The organism is uncultured Aquimarina sp. (assembly GCF_947492965.1).
In the GTDB taxonomy this organism is placed as follows: domain Bacteria; phylum Bacteroidota; class Bacteroidia; order Flavobacteriales; family Flavobacteriaceae; genus Aquimarina.
The window spans coordinates 321,521-343,806 of record NZ_CANLOZ010000004.1; the positions used below are offsets into that span (position 1 = coordinate 321,521).

Annotated in this window: 21 protein-coding genes; 13 read left to right on the plus strand and 8 right to left on the minus strand. The window is 32.6% G+C overall.

The window, feature by feature from the left end; translation table 11 throughout:
• The first annotated feature begins 14 nt into the window (after positions 1–14).
• Both Q1B37_RS12640 and Q1B37_RS12645 read left to right on the plus strand, forming a co-directional pair.
• Positions 15–1,046: an alkaline phosphatase D family protein gene (locus Q1B37_RS12640; RefSeq protein WP_299899073.1), complete on the plus strand. Its 1,032-nt coding sequence runs from the start codon at positions 15–17 to the stop codon at positions 1,044–1,046.
• Positions 1,047–1,217: 171 nt separating this feature from the next.
• Complete coding sequence (locus Q1B37_RS12645) at positions 1,218–1,637, plus strand: nucleoside-diphosphate kinase (protein ID WP_219006915.1); 420 nt, start codon at positions 1,218–1,220, stop codon at positions 1,635–1,637.
• 125 nt (positions 1,638–1,762) lie between these two features.
• Here the strand turns inward: Q1B37_RS12645 and Q1B37_RS12650 are convergent, their stop codons facing one another.
• Positions 1,763–3,730, minus strand: a complete 1,968-nt coding sequence (locus Q1B37_RS12650) for a tetratricopeptide repeat protein (RefSeq protein ID WP_299899075.1) — start codon at positions 3,728–3,730, stop codon at positions 1,763–1,765.
• Between the two features lie 379 nt (positions 3,731–4,109).
• On the opposite strand from Q1B37_RS12650, the gene Q1B37_RS12655 reads away from it, so the two are divergent.
• Complete coding sequence (locus Q1B37_RS12655; protein WP_299899077.1) at positions 4,110–4,949, plus strand: hypothetical protein; 840 nt, start codon at positions 4,110–4,112, stop codon at positions 4,947–4,949.
• Positions 4,950–4,952: 3 nt separating this feature from the next.
• On the opposite strand, the gene Q1B37_RS12660 is transcribed toward Q1B37_RS12655, so the two are convergent.
• The 3 genes from Q1B37_RS12660 to Q1B37_RS12670 all read right to left on the minus strand — a co-directional run bounded on the left by Q1B37_RS12660 (position 4,953) and on the right by Q1B37_RS12670 (position 9,042).
• Positions 4,953–7,505: a TonB-dependent receptor gene (locus Q1B37_RS12660; RefSeq protein WP_299899079.1), complete on the minus strand. Its 2,553-nt coding sequence runs from the start codon at positions 7,503–7,505 to the stop codon at positions 4,953–4,955.
• A 4-nt stretch (positions 7,506–7,509) separates the two neighbouring features.
• Positions 7,510–8,424, minus strand: a complete 915-nt coding sequence (locus Q1B37_RS12665; RefSeq protein ID WP_299899081.1) for a FecR family protein — start codon at positions 8,422–8,424, stop codon at positions 7,510–7,512.
• A gap of 96 nt (positions 8,425–8,520) precedes the next feature.
• Positions 8,521–9,042, minus strand: a complete 522-nt coding sequence (locus Q1B37_RS12670) for a sigma-70 family RNA polymerase sigma factor (RefSeq protein WP_299899083.1) — start codon at positions 9,040–9,042, stop codon at positions 8,521–8,523.
• A gap of 169 nt (positions 9,043–9,211) precedes the next feature.
• Here Q1B37_RS12670 and Q1B37_RS12675 point away from each other — a divergent pair, with 169 nt between their 5' ends.
• The 4 genes from Q1B37_RS12675 to Q1B37_RS12690 all read left to right on the plus strand — a co-directional run bounded on the left by Q1B37_RS12675 (position 9,212) and on the right by Q1B37_RS12690 (position 14,575).
• Entirely contained in the window at positions 9,212–10,663 is a 1,452-nt protein-coding gene (locus Q1B37_RS12675; RefSeq protein ID WP_299899084.1) for a hypothetical protein, read from the plus strand.
• 277 nt (positions 10,664–10,940) lie between these two features.
• Complete coding sequence (locus Q1B37_RS12680; RefSeq protein WP_299899085.1) at positions 10,941–12,365, plus strand: hypothetical protein; 1,425 nt, start codon at positions 10,941–10,943, stop codon at positions 12,363–12,365.
• 184 nt (positions 12,366–12,549) lie between these two features.
• Positions 12,550–14,013: a hypothetical protein gene (locus Q1B37_RS12685; protein WP_299899087.1), complete on the plus strand. Its 1,464-nt coding sequence runs from the start codon at positions 12,550–12,552 to the stop codon at positions 14,011–14,013.
• Between the two features lie 169 nt (positions 14,014–14,182).
• Positions 14,183–14,575, plus strand: a complete 393-nt coding sequence (locus Q1B37_RS12690; protein ID WP_299606967.1) for a hotdog domain-containing protein — start codon at positions 14,183–14,185, stop codon at positions 14,573–14,575.
• Positions 14,576–14,727: 152 nt separating this feature from the next.
• Here Q1B37_RS12690 and Q1B37_RS12695 read toward each other — a convergent pair whose 3' ends face one another.
• The 4 genes from Q1B37_RS12695 to Q1B37_RS12710 all read right to left on the minus strand — a co-directional run bounded on the left by Q1B37_RS12695 (position 14,728) and on the right by Q1B37_RS12710 (position 16,815).
• Positions 14,728–14,886: a hypothetical protein gene (locus Q1B37_RS12695; protein ID WP_299606969.1), complete on the minus strand. Its 159-nt coding sequence runs from the start codon at positions 14,884–14,886 to the stop codon at positions 14,728–14,730.
• A gap of 115 nt (positions 14,887–15,001) precedes the next feature.
• A complete protein-coding gene (locus Q1B37_RS12700) occupies positions 15,002–15,298 on the minus strand; it encodes a DUF721 domain-containing protein (RefSeq protein WP_299899089.1) in 297 nt (98 codons plus the stop codon).
• Positions 15,298–15,711 carry a hypothetical protein gene (locus Q1B37_RS12705; RefSeq protein WP_299899091.1) on the minus strand — a complete coding sequence of 138 codons (414 nt, stop codon included), beginning with the start codon at positions 15,709–15,711 and terminating at the stop codon, positions 15,298–15,300. The genes Q1B37_RS12700 and Q1B37_RS12705 overlap by 1 nt, the downstream gene beginning before the upstream one ends.
• A gap of 18 nt (positions 15,712–15,729) precedes the next feature.
• Entirely contained in the window at positions 15,730–16,815 is a 1,086-nt protein-coding gene (locus Q1B37_RS12710; RefSeq protein WP_299899335.1) for a DNA replication/repair protein RecF, read from the minus strand.
• A gap of 136 nt (positions 16,816–16,951) precedes the next feature.
• Between Q1B37_RS12710 and Q1B37_RS12715 the strand changes: the two genes are divergently transcribed.
• The 6 genes from Q1B37_RS12715 (at position 16,952) to Q1B37_RS12740 (ending at position 22,285) form a co-directional block, all read left to right on the plus strand.
• Positions 16,952–17,725 carry a tetratricopeptide repeat protein gene (locus tag Q1B37_RS12715; protein WP_299899093.1) on the plus strand — a complete coding sequence of 258 codons (774 nt, stop codon included), beginning with the start codon at positions 16,952–16,954 and terminating at the stop codon, positions 17,723–17,725.
• A gap of 76 nt (positions 17,726–17,801) precedes the next feature.
• Positions 17,802–18,299, plus strand: coding sequence for a 6,7-dimethyl-8-ribityllumazine synthase (gene ribH / locus Q1B37_RS12720; RefSeq protein WP_299899095.1), 498 nt, complete (start codon positions 17,802–17,804; stop codon positions 18,297–18,299).
• Between the two features lie 159 nt (positions 18,300–18,458).
• On the plus strand, positions 18,459–18,752 hold the full coding sequence (locus tag Q1B37_RS12725) for a hypothetical protein (protein WP_299606976.1): 294 nt from the start codon (positions 18,459–18,461) through the stop codon (positions 18,750–18,752).
• Positions 18,753–20,627, plus strand: coding sequence for a DNA mismatch repair endonuclease MutL (gene mutL / locus Q1B37_RS12730; protein WP_299899096.1), 1,875 nt, complete (start codon positions 18,753–18,755; stop codon positions 20,625–20,627).
• 6 nt (positions 20,628–20,633) lie between these two features.
• Positions 20,634–21,386 (plus strand): rhomboid family intramembrane serine protease, encoded by a 753-nt coding sequence (locus tag Q1B37_RS12735; RefSeq protein ID WP_299899097.1) that lies wholly within the window; start codon positions 20,634–20,636, stop codon positions 21,384–21,386.
• Positions 21,386–22,285, plus strand: a complete 900-nt coding sequence (locus Q1B37_RS12740) for a rhomboid family intramembrane serine protease (protein ID WP_299899099.1) — start codon at positions 21,386–21,388, stop codon at positions 22,283–22,285. The genes Q1B37_RS12735 and Q1B37_RS12740 overlap by 1 nt, the downstream gene beginning before the upstream one ends.
• Position 22,286 lies beyond the last annotated feature (1 nt).

A 22,286-nucleotide genomic window follows, 5' to 3' on the forward strand; every position in this document is an offset into this window, starting at 1 on the left:
TAACTCTTTACACAATGAAATACTTACTATATTCTGTCTTTTTTTCTCTGTATACCATAAGCAGTGGTTATAGTCAGATTAATGAAGAAAAAACAAAAGAAGATTTTGTGATTGCTTTTGGTAGTTGTAATAAACAAAGTTTACCACAACCTTTTTGGAGTGAAATTTTAAAGAATAAACCAGATTTGTTTATTTGGGGTGGAGATAATATCTATGGAGATTCTGAAGATATGTCTAAAATTAAAAATGATTACAAACTTCAAAACAGTAATCTTGATTATCAACTATTAAAAAATAATGTACCTATCATGGCTACTTGGGATGATCATGATTATGGGAAAAATGATGTAGGAGCAGAGTGGAAAATGAAACGCGAAAGTCAACAGTTGTTTTTAGATTTTTTAGAAGTTGAAAAAGAAGATGAGAGGAGAAATCAAGAGGGAATATATACTTCCAAAATTTTTAAAACGTCTAAAGGGAGTGTGAAGGTTATTATTTTGGATACGAGATATTTCCGATCTCCGCTATTAAAAGACACAACAGGTAAAAAACGTTATATCCCGCATGATGGCAATAAAGGAACAGTATTAGGAGAAAAGCAATGGAAGTGGTTAGAAGAAGAATTGAAGACTACAAAAGTTGACTTCCATGTCATTGTAAGTAGTATCCAGTTTTTGTCTGGTGAACACGGTTGGGAGTGTTGGGCTAATTTTCCAAATGAAGTAACTAGGTTAGAACAATTAATAATAGCGCTAAAAGTTAAAAATTGTGTACTATTATCTGGTGATCGTCACATATCAGAATTTTCAAAAAAGGAATTATCAGACTTAGGATATCCTATTGTCGATTTTACATCTAGTGGACTTACTCATTCATATTTGGGTTTTAATGGAGAACCTAATCAATTTAGAGTAGGAGATGTTATTCATACACCTAGTTTTGGTATCTTAAAATTTAATTTCGAAACAAAGGTAATTACCATGCAGATGAGAGGAAAGAATAATAAAGTGCTACAAGAAATACAACAACAGTACCTATTGGATTAATTGTTTTTATGATGGAGTAGGATAAAGTTTTTACTTTCTGAGAATATTTCTTGTTTTTGAAGGTATTATATATACTTTTGCACAAAATTTTATAATTGGCTATATAGCCGAAATTTAAAAAAGCAACATTTTCTTTTTTTTTGAAAATGATATAAAAACAAAATTTTAAAAATGGCAACAAATAGAACTTTTACAATGCTTAAACCGGATGCGGTAAGAAAAGGATACATCGGTGCGATCCTTGAACAAATAACTGCTTCTGGCTTCAGAATTGTAGCAATGAAATTAACGCAATTAACTACTGACGATGCAAAAGCTTTTTATGCTGTGCATAGTGAGCGTCCTTTTTATGGAGAGTTAGTGGAGTATATGACAAGCGGTCCAATTGTAGCAGCAATTCTTGAAAAAGAAAACGCAGTAGAAGATTTTAGAACCTTAATCGGAGCTACAAATCCAGAAGAAGCTGCAGAGGGTACTATTCGTAAAAAATATGCTACTTCTATCAGTGAAAATGCTGTACATGGTAGTGATAGTGACGAGAATGCTGCTATCGAAGGAGCTTTTCATTTCTCAGGAAGAGAGCAGTTCTAAGAAGCATAGAATTAATCGATATACTAGAAACCATTCTGATACTTTCAGGATGGTTTTTTTATATAACAACTTATGAAGTTAAAGTTGTAGAATTCTACAGATTTAGATTTCATGTTAGAACTATACTATAGGTGGTTTTGGTTCATTATTTTTTGTTGATTCATAAAAGGAATTTCAATAGTAACAATAGTTCCTCTTTTTATCAAAGAATCGATATGTAAAGTGCCTGATAGTTCTTGTATGCGACTTTTGATATTTGTTAAGCCTATTCCAAATGGTTTTTTAGAAAGATCAAATCCTTTGCCATTATCCTCAAAAATAATACTTACCTGATCACCAATAGGATTAATTTGAATTCCAATCTTATCAGCATTAGCATGTTTAAGAGTATTGGTGATGAGTTCCTGAAAAATTGAGAATAATTCATTATGAAATCTCACATCCATCTGATTAATATAATCTTCTTTATACGTAGAAATATCTATAATTAAATTACTGGATGTGCTAATTTTATCTGTGTATTCGCCTAATAGTTCTGTGAAATTACTATCTGCAATTTTTTTTGGAATAAGATCATGCGAAAGCACTCTAACTTCTTGATACGTGTCCTCAATTTGTTTATATACTTGCTTCAGACCAGAAGAATTATTTTTAATTGAGCTAACCTGTAGTTTGATAGCAGCCAAATTTCCTCCTATTCTATCATGAAGTGTCTGAGCAATTCTCTTTCTTTCTTTGAACTGAACATTGATAGAATTTTGAATAAGTCTTAACCCATGGTTTTTAATCAAAGCTTCTACCTTTTGTTCTGCCAATTCTTTTTGGTTTTTATTCAATAAGTTTTGACTTTTCAGTTTTTGATAGTAAAGCACAAATAATCCTATTAAGAGAATTACTACAATGATGAATGCAATGAGTATGGTGTGTTTTTGTGATTGTTGTCTATTTATTTCTAATTCTCTTAGCTCTTTGTCTTTTTTTAAGATAGATATTTCGTTCTCTTTCTTAAGAGTTTCGTATTGCACTTCTAGTCTAGAAAGTTCTTCATCTTTTTGTAGCTGATTTACCGAGTCATTAAGTCTGTATTCCTTTTCTGTATATTCCAAGGCACGTTCATAGTTCTTCTGGCGTGTAGCGATCTCTTTCAGCTTTTGATATGCTAATATCTGTTGTTGGAAATATTCTCTGTCCTCAGCCAGTTCCAGCACATCTTGGTAATTTTTTGATGCCTTATTATATTGCTTTTTCGCTATAAAAATTTCTCCAATGTTGATCTTATTATTGAGCATTATCAAAGGATACGTATATTCTTCTGCTATTTTAAGGGATTTTTCGAAATAACTTAATGCTGTTTGATCCTCATACATATCTAGGTAGATACTTCCGATATTAAGTAAGGTTATAGCAATACTTCTTTGGTGAGTTTCTTCGCTATAAATATGTAAGGCTTTATTTTGATATAAAAGTGCTTTTTCAAAATTACCCATATCCAAATGACAAATGGCTATAGAAACATATAAGTCGGGATTTGGGTTTTCATTATCAAGGATCATAGCATTATAAATCTCTAATGCCTTATCATAATCACCTTTCATTCTGTAGGTAATTCCTAGATTTAGAAGCAGTTTTTGTTCAATTTCTGGATCATCAATCAACTTTACAGTTTCTAAACCTTTTAGGGCCCATTTTTTACTATCATCAAGTAAACCTTTATCTCTGGAAGCATTAGAAAGAATTAAGTGAAACCAGTTAGTTAATGATACTCCAATAGAGTCTTGTCTTTTCTCAGTTAGTGCAACTCCTTTTTTTGCGTAAAATATGGCAGAGTCAGAGGTGTAAGAGTAATAATGATAATGACTTAAATTTTTATAAGCTAAAACCTTATGATATTCATTTTGCGTTCTGGTTAAAACTTCATGGCTAATTAGAAAAGCTTTTCTTTTGTCTTCTCCTTCTGTATTGGAATAATCTCTAGCTTTTTCTAATAGTTGATAATCATAATCTATGTCTTTAGATTTTTTATTTGTTTCAATCTGAGCATGAGTTACGAAACAGATACTACATAAAACTAGTAGAAAACTAAACTTAGACAACGGGAACATTTAAAAAAATTAACTAAAAAAAATAATAGGGTTTTCTCATTCCGGGATGAAGCTATGAAACACTTGTGCAAAGCGATTATTCTTTATTTCTTCCCAAAACGAACTCTAAAAATAGCGTATTTATTGTTCTAATAAATATCTTTCCTACTAAAATAACTTAAAAGTGATTGATGTTATTTATTGAAAATCTCCAAGCTATGAAGCTTTAAAAGATGTTTTTGGTGTCTATCGAATCAAAATATGCAATGGTCATTCATTCTTTTGATAATTATACAAGACAACTCTGGAAATTCTATTTTCACTGAATCCCGTGATCTCTACATCTTATATATTATTTACTATTGAAGTCTAATTATAAAATCTCCTTTGAATGAGTATTATTTCTAAAATTGTATTAAATGTTCGTGCAAGTAATACGAATACAGAATCATTAGAATTAAGTAAAATAATTGATTCCTCAGAAATTCCAACGGATAACCTATCAGAAAATGATGTAGAACAAATTTTAGATCTAGTTTTATCTCTACTAGAAGAATCTAGAAATAAAATTTTGGAAGAATATACCTATGTATATGAGTTTGAATATCAATTTTATGACGAAAAAGATGAATTGATTCTTGCCAAAAGTGCTTATTCCTATTTTGATGAACTTATAGAAAAGGGAGTCTCATTTGAAGCTCTCCACAATAAATTATGGCAGTTTATAGATAGATCCTACTATAAAGAAAATGATGCACGATTCTGGAGAGATAGTGAAACTCCTGTGGGTAGTACAGCAGCCTCTTTATTGGCTTTATATGATAAAAAATATATCGAAAATTACATAAATTTTCTTCGTACGAATGATATGGATCATGAAGTAGATCAATATGGAGATATTAATACTATTATCGAAAAATATGGAGTTTGCGAAGAAACCCTATCATTAGCAATAGCTAGAGCTTGTAGTGTCTGTGGTCAACATGGATCTGAACAATTTGAAGAGCTCTTAGAAGACAACTTTTTAGAGTATATAAAATCAAACTTTGATCTGTTTCTACAAAAATTAGAAGAAGAATATCAGTTTAAAGAGATTTGGTTTATGGATCTAGATTACGATGAGTTTTGGAATCCAGGAAATATGGAAACCGATTGGATAGATATGATTTTAAAGATTCTTAATGAAGACCAAACCGAAAAACTTAGATTGTTTTTTAAGGAGCGCTTATAAATACTACCAAAGAATTCTAAAGCTTAGGTTAGGGGTGATTCCTAAAGAGGTAATGTCATCATTAATAAAACGGTTGTCAAGAGAATTAGTGGTTCTAAACTCTCTGTTTAACAGGTTTTCTCTATCATAAAGGTTTAGGATAGAAAGTCCAAGTCGGTAATTGATGGGTGAAGTTGATTTTAGTTTGAAATCGTAGATCGCGGAAAAATCAAGTCGATGATAGATCGGTAAATTATTTCCATTGATTTCTCCGAAATCTAATACTACGAGCTCTCCGCTTTCGTCAACTCCGTCTACATTGGTGAAAGCCTTTCCAGTATGCCATAACCAGCCTAACGAAAACTGAAAGTTATTGATTTTATAAAAGTGAGACCATTTTATGGTATGCTCGATATTCCAATTGCCAGGAAAAGACTCATTATTATTGATATCATCAAATTTATTTGTAGTATTTATATAGGAATAACTTATCCAGGTTTTGTAATTATTAAAATGCTTTTTTAAGAACACATCGATTCCATAAACAGTACTTTCACCATTATGATAGGTGTTATCAATAGGGTTTATAAAACCAGCGGTTAGAGAAGTTATATCATCAATTTGTTTATAATATCCATCAACATCAAAATACCATTTATTCTTTTTAAAACTGCTTCCTAAGGTAAACTGATAACTGGTAATAATAGGAAACTGTTCTTTATTGGCTAAAGTCCACACCTGATTTTCTAAGGACAAATCACTAACAACAGACTCTCTGATTTGACTTACCGCTTGACTTCTATATTCGGCAGTTGCATTTATTTCCCAGAATTTTGAGAGATTTTTTTGCAAGAAAATTCTGGGTTCCACAAAGGATTTTTCTAATTCCGAGTAATTGTTAAATCGAAGACCAGCAGAAAGATAAAAGCTGTTAGGAATCTCATATTTGTACTCGCCATAAATACTGTGTGTATTTAGTGAACGATTATCCTGATCTAAAATTAACTCATAAGTGGGCGTAGTAGTAACAAAAGCATACCTAATTTTATTATTAGCATACTGATAACCTCCTAAAAGTTTTTGATAATCCGATATGTTATATGAAAAGTCAAGTGCTGCGCCCAAATCTTTAACACTATTCTTTTTACTTTCAGTTTCTGTTATGCTTCCAGAATCTCTAGTTATGAATTCATAATTCAGCAAGTAACTGGTAAAATAACTACTTGCTTTCATACCTAAATTAGGGCTCCATTGGTGTTTCCAACTAATATTGTATCCCTCGTTTTCGGTGACTAAATTATCATTAAACGACATCGAAGTATCACTCCTCTTAAAATCCAGATCATTTTTACTATAAATAGCGTTTGCCTCAATTTTATCAACCTCAGAAAGCTTCGCGATCAGATTTGCATTGTAATCCGCATAGAAAAAATCATTTTTCGCATCGTTTAGCTCTACAGTCTCAGCAATTGTGGTATTCTGAAAGACTCTGTCTGCAAACTGTTTATACGTAAATGTTTCGAAAACATCTGTGTAAGACCTTCTTCCAGATACTTGTAACGAAACTTTATCTTTTATAATAGGTGTATGAATGACGGCATCGGCATTAATCATATTAAAACCTGCACCACCCGAAAAGCGTTCAGCTACCTTATCCTCAGTTTTAATGTCTATAATCCCAGAAATTCTATCTCCATATTTTGCACTAACTCCACTTTTAGAAAAATCAACTTCTTTTACTACATATGGATTGAATGCAGATAACATCCCGAAAAAATGTCCCTGATGATAGGTTTTTATACCGTTCCAAAGTACTAAATTTTGATTAGGAGCACTTCCACGAACATATATTCCAGAAGCTGTTTCAAAAGGGCTATTAACACCTGGCGTTTGTTGGATGCTCTGTAAAATATCTGGTTCTGTTAAACCAGGTAAAATCTCAATATCTTTAAGATCTATATTAATTACTCTTTTATCTTGAGTTATTCCCTTAGTAAGATATTCCTGAATAATAACTTCATCCAATGTTTCAATGGCATGGATCAGATAAATGGTATTACAATCTTGGCGAATAAACTCTGATGAATTAATTACTTTTTGCCGAAATCCTGGAGCACTTATAAGTACTGGAGTATTAAAAGGGACTTCGGTACTTTCGAAGTACCCTTTTTCATCGGTAGTAATATTTGTTCTGGAGGCCTTTACAAATACTCGTATCTTTTCTAAAGGTTCATTATTTTCATCAAATATATATCCACATATAGAGTGAGTGTCTTTTTTGGAGTAAGTCCGCACAGTGATAAAGTTGTTCCCTGTAATTTCAAACTTTAATTGCGTTTGCTTTTCTAATCGACCGATCACTTCTTCTATAGTAGTGTCTTTTGTAGTTCTAAAGGAGACTTTCTTTTGTGTTAGAATAGCATCTAAGTAAGAGAATTTTACTTGATATTGTTCTTCTAATGAAAGTAGTGCAGCCGAAAGGTCTACGTTATCCGCATCAATAATGTAAGAAGCTTTTTCTTGCGAAAAAGCTGATATACCTAATAAAAGTATGTAAACATAAAAAAGTCTGGTCATGCTCTTAATTGTCTAATACCACGGTTTTATTGTCTTGCAATAGTTGGTATTGCAAACCTAAGGTACTAAAAACCGTTTTAAGAGCAACATCGATATCATTGTTAGGAAAAGTTCCTGTGTAAATGATAGATGTATCTAACTGTTTTGTTTCGATGTTGATATTATATTGTTCTTCTAATTCTTTAAAAACATATTTTACCGGTACGCTTCTAAATGAACTAATATTGTTAATCCAAGAAGGTTCTAATGCTTCAAAAACCCAATTTTCGGATGCAGATTTCGCAATTTTTCTGTATCCTTTTCCTGCTGTAAGAATTATTTGTTCTTGACCACTTTGGACACGCACTTTTCCTTCAAAACATACAGCTTTAAAAAGGGAGGCTTGTGAATCTACACTAAACTCGGTTCCCAAAACTGTTACGTTGCCGTTTTCTGTATGTACTGTAAAAGTGCTTCCTTTTTTAACTTTAAAATAGGCTTCACCGTCTAAAGAAACAGTCCTATTGTTTTCCCAGTCATTTTTATCAAAACTAACTTCTGATTTTGCGTTTAAAATCATTTCAGAACCATCTGGTAAGGTTACTGCTAACTGTTCTCCATAAGAACTACTTATAGAATCATTGGTATTGAAAAAGAAAAGACCAAAAATAATTGCAATTGATGCTGCAACAGCGGCATAAGGCCAAAATTTGATAACAGGCTTTTGATTACTGTCAATAGAAGTTTGTTTACCAGATTTGATAGTATTCAGTGCTGTATCGATATCATATTCAGATAAATCTAAGGCGTCAGCACCCGCTTTTATCTTTGCGTAGTGCTTATATTCTGGATGGGATTGGAACTCACGAAGTTCCTCCGGAGAAAGCTCTCCGTTAATCCATCTGGATAAGAATATATCATCATTTTTATTATCTAACATAATCTGCCTTTATATATAAAAAACGTTCTATTTATTAATTACCCTACCCCTTGCTATTAATTTTTTTAATTTTTAACAATTTACCTCATTTATAATTTAGATGTCACCAATCTTTTTTCTTAAACTTAATAAAGCTTTGTGCATTAATTTTTCAATAGCCTTAACGGAAACATTAGATAACTCAGCAATTTCTCTATAAGTTTTTTTATCAATTCTATTTAAAAGGAAAACTTCTCTTTGTCTTTCTGGTAAATCAGCAATAGCATTCTTCAGTTTCTCCATATATTCCTTTTCTAACATCACAAATTCCGGAGACTCATTAGTAACATCAGTTTTACGCTGAGTTATATAATTCTGATGTTTAAACTTTACTTGTTGATGCCTAGCAATACTAATTCCCAGGTTGGTGGCTACAGTATAAACATAACTTTTTGCTTTGTCTAAAGGTACTTTAGCACAATTGTTCCATAATTTAATAAAAGCATCTTGAACAATATCTTCTGCTTGATCTAAATCACCAAACTTATAATACAGATAACTTCTCAAAAGTTTTGCATGACTTTTGAAAAAATGATCAAAGGCTTGTTCGTCACAAGTAGAGTTTTTACTATCAGACATTTGGGGATTCATTTGTTGTCAAAACTAGATTTTTTTCTGGTATCAAAAAAAAGAAATTTTAAAAAAAATAAAAAAAGAGGGGTGGGGTAGTTTTAACATTAGGCGTTTTACTAGTGTTATAACAAACATCTCAATTGAGCATAACTTATTATTTACTTAAAAAATTAACATGAAAAATCTTAGAATTTTTAGCTTACTTATGTTTGGGCTTATGATTGCCTTTTCTTCTTGTGAACAAGAAGATGATAATCAAAACACTGAATGTCCTCAGTTATCTTTTGGACAGGATGGGAAAAAATTATTTGCTGATTTTGAAGGAATTGAAGATCTTGATACATACGAATGGTTTGTTGATGGAGAATTGGTAGAGACCGAAAGTCAGCAGAATGAAAGAGATAATACCTTAGACCTTTCTTCTTATAATCCTGGTACTTATAATGTTTGTATCAAAGCAGAAACACCAGATTGTCCTGAAGGAACGGAATTTTGTAGAGAAATTACAATTGAAGAAGAGATGGATGGATGTCCAGATCTAAAATTTACTAGAGATGGAGAGTATTTATTTGCAGATTTTGAAGGAATAGACACTTTAGAGTTTTATGCATGGAAGGTGACAGGTGAAAATCTAGAAAACGGTGAGATCATCGAAAACGAAGGAACAAGTAATCAAGGCGATAATAAGTTCTCTTTAGAAAATTTAGAAGAAGGAACTTATACAGTATGTTTAATTTCAGAAAGTCCTACTTGTACAAGCACAGAATATTGCGAGGAGATCACAATAGAAAGTGATGGAGATGGACAAGGATCATGCCCTGATCTAACTTTAAGTTCAGAAGGAAGTATCGTAGTTGCTTCTATATCAGGAACAGATGATATAGAATTATTTAATTGGTTTGTTAATAATGAGCCTTTAGCAGCAGAAGATCTTCAAATCCAAGGAACTACAATTACTTTAGATCTTAGTGATTACAATCCAGGTTCTTATGAAGTATGTGTAAAGTTTGAATCTAATGATTGTGCTCAGGGAATCGAAGCATGCGTGTCAGCTCAAGTAACAGATGATAATAATGGCGGTGGAGATGATGGCTGTCCTGACCTTTCTTTTATAGAAGAAGGACCATTTATGTTTGCAAGCTTTGCAGGAATAGATCAATTAGCGGTATATGAATGGTTTGTAGATGGAGTATTGGTAGAAACAGAGGATCTACAAAGTCAAGATAGAGATGATAAACTTGACTTGTCTTCATACAATCCAGGTACTTACAGAGTTTGTATCAAAGCAGAAACAAATGACTGTCCTAACGGAACAGAGTTCTGTAGAGATGTTGTAATTCCAGAGCCTCAGCCTGTAGATTGTACTATTTTTAAATTAGAATATGTGACAACAAATTCTGCAGAATTTGTTAATGCAAAAGGAGTAATTTTATTTGGTTTAGATGATAACTCTGTGGTTTGGGAAATTGATGGTAATCAAGTTACACCAACTACTGCTACAGGACATTTCTTAATACTTCAAGATCATCTTCAGCAGCCAGGAAGATATGAGATTTGTTATAAAGCAGAATCTTCTGAATGTGGAAGCTTACAAGAATGTATTGAGATTGATTTTCAGGGGCTTTAATTCATATGCGAAGTGATGGTTTATTAAGTTCAGTCAGTTGAATAAATAATCACTTATTTGTAGGAAGAGACCGTTTTTACGGTCTCTTTTTTTTCGTAGATACTTTTAACATCCAATATTAATAGGGCTTTAGGATGGTTTTTAAGATTTTCATGACAAATTTTTAACTTTTTTTAAAGTAAGGGGTAGGGTATTGGTTTTGTACTGCGTTTCATTATTGTAAAGCAAGTAAAAGCTTCTAAATAATTAATATAAAATAACCCCTAAAATTACAACAATGAAAAAACTTAGTATTTGGTGTGTAATGATTTTTACACTACTTGTGGGATTTACCTCTTGTGAAGAAATTGAAGAATTAGAAAATTGTCCAGATGTAACAATTAATGTAGATAATGTTGGTGGCAGTGCTGTTTATCGCTTTGCCGCACAATTAGATGGAATCCAGGATGTAGAGCTTACTTGGTCTATCGATGGAGAAGATGTAGCAAGTGGAAACTTAGATGATATAGCAAGTCAGATTTTTGAATATCAGTTTGAAGAAGGAACATATACTGTTTGTGTAAGAGTAGCTAGTGATGCTTGTCCTATCGAGGTTTGTAAAGAGATTGAGGTAGACATAGATGAAACAAACCCTTGTCCGGATTTATTCTTCGAAACAAGACAATTGGATAGACCTAATAGCTATAAGTTTATAGCGGATTTCCCTGGTATTGAAGAAACTCGTTTCGAATGGTTTATCAATGGAGAAGTAGTAGTAACAGATGGTCAAAATGCAGATAACTATCTATTCTGGGATTTTGAGGAAGTTGGAACTTATGAAGTATGTATCAAAACAGAAACGCCAGATTGTCCAGAAGGAACTTCCTATTGTAAAGTAATTGAGGTTCAGGAAGTAGATGAAAGATGTCCAGAACTGTTCTTCATTGCAGAGCAAGATGGAGATAATCCAGCATATTATTTTCAAGTAGAGTTTGAAGGAGCTGATCAGATTGAATGGTTGGGTTGGTATATCAATGGAGAATTTGTAGAAGATTCTAATAATGGAGATAATAATAGATTCTATTACCAATTTGCACCAGGAAGATATGAAGTATGTTTAAAAACAGAAACTCCAGAATGTCCACAAGGAACATCATATTGTAAAGTTATTGAAATTGAAGGTGATGCTGTTTGCCCAGAGTTGTTTTTCGAAGCCGAACAAGATGGAGATAATCCTGCATACTATTTCTATCCAGGAGCATTTGACGGAATAGAAGAGTATCCAATAAGTTGGTCGGTTAATAATGAGTTTGTTGGTACAACTCAGAGTCATGATGAACCATTTTACTATCAATTTGCTCCAGGAAGTTATGAGGTTTGTGCGGCAGTAGAAACGCCAAATTGCCCACAAGGAGTAACATTCTGTAAAGTGATCGAAATAGAAGAAACTGGAACCAGCTGCCCAAATTTATTTTTCACAGTAGATCAAGAAGGAGATACACCTGGATATAATTTTAGAGCAGAGTTCGAAGGAATGAGTGATATTTCATACGAATGGACTATCAACGGAGATGTTGTAGATAGAGAGATTGTAGATAGTAATGAAAGAGATAATTATTTATACTACCAATTTGGATCAGGAACATACGAGATATGTATTATAGCAGAAACTCCAGATTGTCCAAACGGAACTATATTTTGTAAAACAATCGTCATAGAATAGTTAAGTCAGTTAGGTTGGATTAATTAGGTTGATTCCCTGGAAGTAAGATCATTCTTCCAGGGAATTTTGTATATACCAACCAGATGTGTTAGATTGTGAATCCAATGAACTAAATAATTTTTATTTAAATTGAGGTAGGGTATACTGATTTTCAGGCGTTTTACTTTATATAAAGAGAAATATTTTGAGAAAAATTCATACATATAGTTTAAGGTTATTACTAATAAGCTTCGCTGTATTGTTATCAGGATGTGTAAATGATGATTCTTTTTTTCCTGAAGAAAACAATAACAACGTAGTATCCAGTACTTCCTTGGTTACGGTGCTTACTAATTTTGGTTCCGACAATTCGTTTATATCAGAAAATGAACAGTGTTTCCGATTTGTCTATCCTATTACGCTGGGTTATAATACGGATTCAACTATCACCATAGATAGTTATGACGGATTAGTGGATGTAATTGCTAGCCAGGGACCAAATTTTAATATAACTGGTTTACAATTTCCTGTTTCTATTGTGTTCAAAAATACAGATGTAACCGTTAGTTTAAGTAATGAAGCTTCACTGTTTAATGTTTTGTCAGAATGTGAGTTTGATACTGTAAGAGATGATTTTGACCAGTTTTTTAATAGTTGTTTCAAGTTTGATTATCCAATCACAATGTTTGATAACGGAGGTGTTGAAATAGAAATATCTTCTGATGAAGCTTTTCAAACATTTTATCAAAGTCAAGGAGCTCTATATCAACCTAATTTCAAATTTCCTATTACTCTTTTAGTAGGAGCTAATTTAGAAAGTACCACTATTGATACGTATTTTGGCTATTATAGAATTATTAGCACTTGTGAAACTCGTTGTCCTCAATTAGATTTCACATCAGAACTTACAGATACATTTAATCTAGGCTATAGATTTGAAGCAAGTTTTCCTGATATAGAAACGATAGGTACCTATGAATGGTTTATAGATGGACAATTTATAGAGATAGATGGACCAAATGTTCAGGGCGATAATCTCTTATTACGAGATTTTGATGGTCCAGGTACTTATGTCGTTTGTATTAAAGCAGAAACACCAGAATGTCCAGAAGGAATTGAGATTTGTAAAAATATAGAAGTCGCTGAGTTTTGCCCGGATTTAAATTTTAGTTTTGAACAAGAGCAAGGTACATTACAATATAATTTCACCGCTAGTTTTACAGGTATCGAAGAGTTAACTTACGAATGGTTTGTAGACAATGAAGTAGCGGAACAAGATGGCGGTGGTAATGGAGATAATATTTTTGTTACAGAATTAACTCCAGGAGTACATCAGGTATGCATAAAAACCACTACACCATCATGCCCAAATGGCGCGGAGGAATGTAGGGAAATTCTTGTGGATCCAATTTGTCCTAATTTATTTTTTAGTTTCGAACAAGAAGGGAATACCACTGGTTATAATTTTACTGCGGATTTTCAGGATATTGGGACCGTTAATTATCAATGGGAAATCGATGGTGAAATAATAGAACAAGACGGAGGTCCAACAGGTGACAATATATTCTTCTTTCAATTTGATCCTGGAACATATGTCGTATGTATTAGAGCTGAAACGGAAACTTGCCCTCAAGGAACACAATTCTGTGAAGAAATAGTAGTCCAGTAAAGATTTTTTTGCAAAAAGGGATATCAAAATAATAAAAATACAAGACCAAAATTTAAGATGTTGTAAGAATTACATTCGCAAATTCTTAAATAGATAATTCTTTGTGGATAAGGGGTTTATGGGTGTTTATTGGAAGCACTTTCCGTAACTTTGTCCAAAAGTAAAGGAAATGAGATATCATACAAGAAAGATCGTAAAACCGGGCGATCTAAATCCAAATAACACTCTATTTGGAGGAAGATTATTAGAGTGGATCGATGAGGAAGCTGCTTTATATGCAGTGATTCAATTAGAAAGTAATCGAGTAGTTACCAAGTACATGTCGGAAATTAATTTTGTGAGTTCTGCTTTGCAAGGAGATATTGTAGAAATAGGAATGGATGTTGTAAAATTTGGAAGATCTTCATTAGTGCTAAAATGTGAGGTACGTAATAAGTTGACTCGCAAAACAATTATTCAAGTGGATAATATCACTATGGTATATCTAGATGAAAATGGAAAACCTGCACCACACGGAAAGACGAAAATAGAATACGTCAGAGATAGATTAGCATTAAATTAGTATTACTTTGTTAAATTCTGTAAAAAGAGTGTTAGCAAGAATAGAGATGAATAATCTTAGTATTCGAAAGAATGGAATTATGATCTAAAGCGTAAACAGAAGTAACTCGAAAAGAGAACCTCTGTTTACCTGTTAGTTATTGAATTGACCAGTTATCCGCCATAATATGCTTCACATTCAGCAGACATGTCATAGAACCATGTTTCTGGTTTATCACAATTTTCATAATTAATACCTCCGCTAATTACCTTTTTGTGCTCCTTTTTAAGTACAGTGATTCCTTTTAAATTCAAAATGCTTTGTAACATCATAAAATGATTTATTTAATTAATACTAAATATTAATGCAATAAACGGGGAATTTGTTTCTTATCTAAAAGGTAAAAAATGATAGTTTAACAATACTTTATGCTAAGCGTAGTTTTAGTTATCTGAGAACTAGTTTTTTAATTAATGAACGTCCCAAAGCTTCATTAAGGTTGGTAATGATCTTTTCTTTTCCATAGCTCAATTCTTCTCTAAGTACCGAAGAAGTAAGTTCAACATATAGGGTTTCTCGATCTAGCCTAATTTCGTGTGTGTATTTTGTAATAGCAGGTCCCATAATTTGCTCCCAAACATCTTTTACTTCTACCTTATCTAATCCTTTCTGAAGTCTATTTTCACTAACAAACTCCTTAAGTACATCACTAATCCTAAGATGGTCATTCTGTCTTCTGCTCATTACAATTCAATCTTTGTATAGGGTTTGTAAAAATAACGATTTCCGGCTTCATTCTGGATAATCATTTGATCGTTTTTTGCTGAAAGCAAGGCTTCTTTCCACTCAGATAATGGAGTTTTGTAATGCATCCAAATACTATCGTTTTCTATAGTTATAATAAAGGACTCGCTATCTTTTGTGGTAATAAAATTACCATTTAATTGCGGTTGCACTTTTTTTCGTATGCCCTTTTTATCTTTTACTTCGAAAAAGTCAACCATCTGACTAAAATTGTATTGTTTTTCTATACCTTCTGCAGTAATGACCTTTTCAATTTCCCAATACCCAGAAATGTTGGATATTGTTTCTTCTGGATCCTGTTTTGCACAGGAAACAAATATTAGGATTAATAGGTATATGCTGTTCTTCAACATTGATTCTGTTAGTTTAAATTAAGATTCTAACTTTATTATTTTATAAGATTGCGATATTTTTTTTACCACATTTTCGGTACGATCCGCATGCGTATCGCTGATAAATAGTTGTCCGAAATTTTGGTCATCTACTAATTGAATGATATGTTCAACTCTTTTTTCGTCTAGTTTATCAAAAATATCATCCAATAGGAGTAGAGGGTTTACTTTGCTTTGTTTTTTAATGAAATCAAATTGGGCTAATTTTAGAGCGATCAAAAATGATTTCTGTTGTCCTTGACTACCAAATTTCTTAATAGGATGTCCCTCTATCTCAAAAATCAAATCATCCTTATGGACTCCTACACTTGTGTATTGTAACATTCTATCTTTAGAAAGATGTTGTTCTAAGAGAGTAAGTAAATTGTTTTCTGCTAATTTACTTTGATATCTTAAAGATACAGCTTCTTTTCCCGAGCTAATAGCTTCATATCTGTTGATAAAAATGGGGATGAACGTTTCCAAAAACTCAGTCCTCTTGTTGTAAATCACACTTCCTAATTCATCGAGTTGCTGATTATAAATTTCTAGTGTAGTAGGATCATAGGTATTATTAGCGGCGAAATATTTTAACAGAGAGTTTCGTTGAGAAACGACCTTAGAGTATTTAAGTAATACTGATAAATATGTGGTATCACTTTGTGATATGACACCATCGATAAATTTACGACGTGTATCGCTACCTTCAGTAATAAGATCTCGATCTGCAGGAGAGATAATTACTAATGGTAAGAAGCCGATGTGCTCGCTAAATGTATCATAAGCCTTTCCATTTCTCTTGATTACTTTTTTTTGACCTTTTTTTGCACTAACGATTACTTTTTCTTCCCGATCCAATTTTTCATATAAACCTTTGACCACAAAAAAATCCGTTCCATGTTTAATGTTTTGACTCGTTATTGGATTAAAATAGCTTTTACCAAACGATAAATGATAGATGGCATCTAAGATATTCGTTTTTCCAACTCCATTATGTCCAACTAAGCAATTAATCTTAGTGTCAAAATCGAAATTAACGGATTCAAAATTTTTATAATTGATTAAAGAAAGGGATTTTAGAATCATAAACCACTGATCGTCAGCAAGTAGTGACTTTTTTGAAATTCTCAAATAAGAAGTGCAAAATATTAAAAAATAACAAATATTTTCGCTTTTAATTATGAATAAAAATTTTATTTTTGCCCTTCATTAAATAATATTTATGGCAACTTATAAGAAACGAGGATACAAACCAAAAAATAAAGCAGAAGAAGTAGAGCAAATAGAAGATCACTCTACAACTGCTGAGGTATTCAATACGCTTGATGAAGGTGCTTCCCGAACTGAAGAATGGGTTGCTGCCAATCAAAAATATATATTTATCATTGTTGGGGCTATCGCTGTTGTCGTATTAGGATATTTAGGATATCAAAAGTACGTACAGGAACCAAAAGAATTAGAAGCATCTAACGAGATGTTTAAAGCACAACAGTATTTTGATGACGCCGTAAACGGTAATACTACTGTAAGTGACTCTTTATATACATTAGCCTTAAACGGAGGAGAAGGTAAATATGGATTTTTAGAAATCATTGAAAATTATGGTGGTACTAAAGCCGCTAATTTAGCGAATTACTACGCTGGATTTTCATACCTTAATATGAATAAGTATCAAGAAGCAATTGATCATTTAGATAAGTTTAAGAGTGATGATGAAATGCTAGGACCTCTTGCTTTAGGAGGAATTGGTGATGCTTTTGCTCAATTAGATCAAATGGGTGAAGCTTTATCTTATTACGAAAAAGCTGCGAATGCTAAAACAAATGACTTTACAACCCCAAAGTTTTTATTGAAATCAGCGGTTACCGCTATTTCTTTAGGAAAACCAGATGTGGCAGTTACTTATTTAGAAAGAATCAAAGAAGAATTTTCTAAGAGTGTAGAAGCGAATCAAGCTGATGTTCATTTAGGAAGAGCTCAAGGAATGCTTAAGTAGTTTGTAATTGACGGTTTTTAGTTCTAGGATTAAATTTTAAAACTATCAACTGATAATAATAAACAGTTAACTTAATATGGCTACAGAAAATAAAAATTTATCTCAATACGATAAAGCTACAATCCCAAACGCGAAAAATTTTCGGTTTGGGATTGTTGTTTCAGAATGGAATGAAACAATTACAGAAGGTCTTTTCCAAGGAGCTTTTGATGCACTAATTGATTGTGGTGCCATCAAAGAAAATATTGTTCGATGGAATGTGCCTGGTAGTTTTGAACTGATTTACGGCTGTAAAAAAATGCAGCACTCCTATGATATGTTGGATGCTGTGATTGCGATCGGAAGCGTTATCCAAGGAGAAACAAAACATTTTGATTTTGTATGTGATGGCGTTACCCAAGGAATCAAAGACCTAAATATACAGAGTGATATTCCAGTTATCTTTTGTGTTTTAACCGATAATACGATGCAGCAGTCCATAGATAGATCTGGAGGTAAGCACGGTAATAAAGGAACCGAAGCTGCTATTGCTGCTATAAAAATGGCTCAATTGCGTAAAGACGCAAAATTCTAACATATCATTTTATCGCTGATTTTTAATATTCTTATCAAAATTTTAAAAGCGGCACTATAGTTGCTATTTGATATATTCGATGTTATTGTAATGCTAAAAGCTTTAGATTGCTATGCATTTTAAGTATATTTGGATAATATAAAAAGAAAGGAGCAACACGTGAAATTAAGTATCCCTAAAAGAAAAACAAATCGAAGATATAACTATACTCCTAGATATTACAAGGGTAAGAGTGAAGGAAATATCTATGATTTCGAAAATAGAATTACTAAATATCGCGATACACGAAATGCTATTGATTTTGGTTCTCAATGGAGCGAAGATAGAAAAGCAAGTCGTAATAGAGGAAATAGAGAATTTAATAAACGAGTAATTCTTATTGCCTTAGTGTTGACTTTCATTTTTTTATATATAATTGATTTTGATTTATCCATATTTACTGCCGGACAATAAATGTCAGATATTATCCAACTATTACCGGATCACGTAGCAAACCAAATAGCTGCGGGAGAAGTAGTGCAACGACCAGCCTCTGTAGTCAAAGAATTATTAGAAAATGCTATTGATGCAAAGGCTTCACATATCAAACTAATTATTAAAGAAGCTGGAAAAACGCTCATCCAAGTGATTGATGATGGTATGGGAATGAGTGTAACCGATGCCAGATTAAGTTTTGAGCGTCATGCTACTTCCAAAATAAAAAATGCTGAAGATCTTTTTCAGTTAAATACCAAAGGGTTTAGAGGAGAAGCATTAGCTTCTATAGCGGCTATCGCCCATGTGGAGTTAAAAACCAAGCAAGAAAAAGATGAGGTAGGAACGGAAATAAGAATAGAAGGAAGCGAAGTAGTGTCACAAGAAGTTTGTGTAACTCCCAAAGGGACTTCTATTAGCGTTAAGAATCTTTTCTACAATATTCCAGCAAGACGTAATTTTCTAAAGTCAAATGCTGTAGAGTTACGTCATATAATAGATGAATTTCATAGGGTTGCTATGGTGCATGCAGATATTAAGTTTGATATGTACCACAATGGTAGTGAGGTTTTTAGTCTGCCTATTACAAATTATCGACAACGAATTGTACATATTTTTGGAGCGAAAACGAATGAAAAATTAGTTCCTGTAGAGGAAGAAACGGATTTGGTGAGAATTACTGGTTTTGTTTGTAAACCTGAATTTGCTAAGCGTACGCGAGGAGAACAGTTTTTCTTTGTAAATAATCGTTTTATTAAAAGCGCTTACCTAAATCATGGTGTGAATTCCGCATTTGAAGGTTTGCTAAAAGAAAAAACACACCCAAGTTATTTTATATATCTTACTGTAGATCCTAAATCTATAGATATTAATATTCACCCTACAAAGACCGAAATTAAGTTCGATGATGAACATGCATTGTATGCTATGTTACGTTCTACGATAAAACATAGTTTGGGACAGTTTAATGTAGCACCAATATTAGATTTTAATAGAGATGCTTCTATGGATACTCCATATGAGTATAAAAGTAAGATGATAAAGACACCAACTATAGAGGTTGATAGAAGTTTTAATCCGTTTAAGGATGATCCTAAAGAAAATACTTCATCTTCTTCTAAAAGTTATACAAGTTTTAAGAAAGAACCTACTGGAGGTTGGGAAAATTTATATGCAGGTTTAGAAACTCCAGAAACCTCTTCGAAATCTTTAGAGAATGATTTCACCTCTATAGAATTTGAAAGTTCTGAAGTCACTGGCTCTTTATTTAATGCAGATCAGGAGGCAGAGTTAGAGCATCATATTACCTATCAGTTAAGAAGAAAGTATATTGTTACGACCATCAAAAGTGGTATGGTCATCATACATCAGAATCGAGCACATTATAGAGTGCTGTATGAAGAGGTGTTGCGAAACATCACCATGGCAAGTGCAGTTAGTCAGCAATTACTATTTCCTTTAAAATTGTCTTTTTCTAAGCAAGAGATGCAAATTTTAAAAGAAGTACAAGAGCATTTAGAAAATACAGGTTTTGTATTTGGCGAAATTACAGATACGGATGTGTCTATTTCTGGTATACCTACTGCAACCACTGAGAGTGAAGTTTCGGTATTATTAGAAAAGCTAATTAATGATATAGAACAGGAAGTACCAGATAGTGGTTTTTCATTAACCGATCTTTTGGTGAGATCAATTTCTGGAAGTATTGCTGTTAAAACAGGAATAGCGCTTCCTAAAGAACAGCAGCAATATATTGTAAATAGTCTTTTTGCTTGTACAGAACCAACAATTACACCCGATAACAAGCCAACCTTCATTACGTTAACAGTAGATGATATAGATAAAAAATTTTAAGAGTAGATGGGAAGAATTACAGAAACAGTTAAAGCCTTATTGATTATTAATGTGATCTTTTTTATAGGATCTCTTACATTAGGTGATGCTGCGTACAAACTATTCGCCTTATGGTTTCCAAAAAACGGCAATTTTCAGATATGGCAGATTGCTACTCATATGTTTATGCACAGTCAAAAAACATTTGCGCATATTCTTTTTAATATGTTTATGTTATACATGTTTGGAAGTCATATGGAGAATGCAATTGGGCAAAGAAAGTTCTTATTTCTTTACTTTTCTGCGGGATTAGGAGCGATGCTACTTCAGTTGGCATTTTATTACTTTAATTTTCAGCCAGCATATCAAAGTTTTATAGAAGCTGGTTTTTCAAATGAAGAAATTATTGGTTTCTTGGATTCTGGAAGATATAATACTTCGGTGTTAAAATATACAACAGAAGAAAGTGTTTCAGATATGTTTGGAGCGTATCATAGTTTAATGGTGGGAGCTTCCGGAGCTATCGCTGGAGTCATTGCTGCATTTGCAGTTTTGTTTCCAAACTTACCACTGTATCTAATGTTTATTCCGGTTCCGATAAAGGCAAAGTACTTGGTTGCAGGGTATTTTGTTTTGGATCTTTTCGGAGGAATCACTGGTCAAAGTGTATATGGTGCAACAAACATTGCACATTGGGCCCACATTGGAGGAGCAGTAATTGGATTCATCACAATGTGGTATTGGAAAAAGAATTCGTTTAATCAAAATCGTTGGAACTAATGTCACAGATAGACGATTTAAAATTGAAATTTAGGAACTTTTCAATAGTTGAAAAGTTGATAGTTATTAATGTAATCGTATTTGTTGGTTTTTACCTTATTAATACATTTGCGTATCTCTTTGAAGCGTCCAGTGGTTTTCTAATGGACTGGTTTGTTTTTCCTAAAGAATTAGGAGAGTTTGTGCTAAAACCTTGGTCTATTGTTACCTACGCTTTCCTGCATAGTGGATTTTGGCACCTAGCATCTAATATGATTATTTTATATTTTTCTGGAAGATATTTTGTCTCGTACCTTACAGAAAAGAGGGTTTTAACTGTCTATTTTCTTGGAGCAATTTTCGGAGCATTACTATATATGTTATCTTATAATGTATTTCCTGTATTCTCCGAAGTCGGTAGTTCTGTGTTATTAGGAGCATCTGCCTCGGTAATGGCAATATTAATAGCTGTAGCGAGTTATATACCTCATATGTCCGTTCGTTTAATGTTTATTGGTAGTGTAAAATTTTGGTGGATTGCAGCATTTTTTGTGGTTCTAGATATTATTCAAATACCAGCTGGTAATGCAGGAGGACATATAGCACATCTTGGAGGAGCTTTATTTGGATATCTATATGCTATTCAGCTAAAAAAAGGAAATGATATTGGTAGTGGTTTCGAAAAATTTATGGATGCTGTAGTTTCCATGTTTAAACCTAAAAAGAAAAGTCCCTTAAAAACAGTACATAAAGCTAAAAAGCCAAAAAAATCTAAAACACAGGTAACAAATTCATCATCAAAAAATAAAAACCCTAATCAGGCAGAAATCGATGCTATACTAGATAAAATAAGTAAAAGCGGTTATGATAGCCTTACTAAACAAGAAAAAGATTTCTTGTTTAAAGCAGGGAAAGATTAAT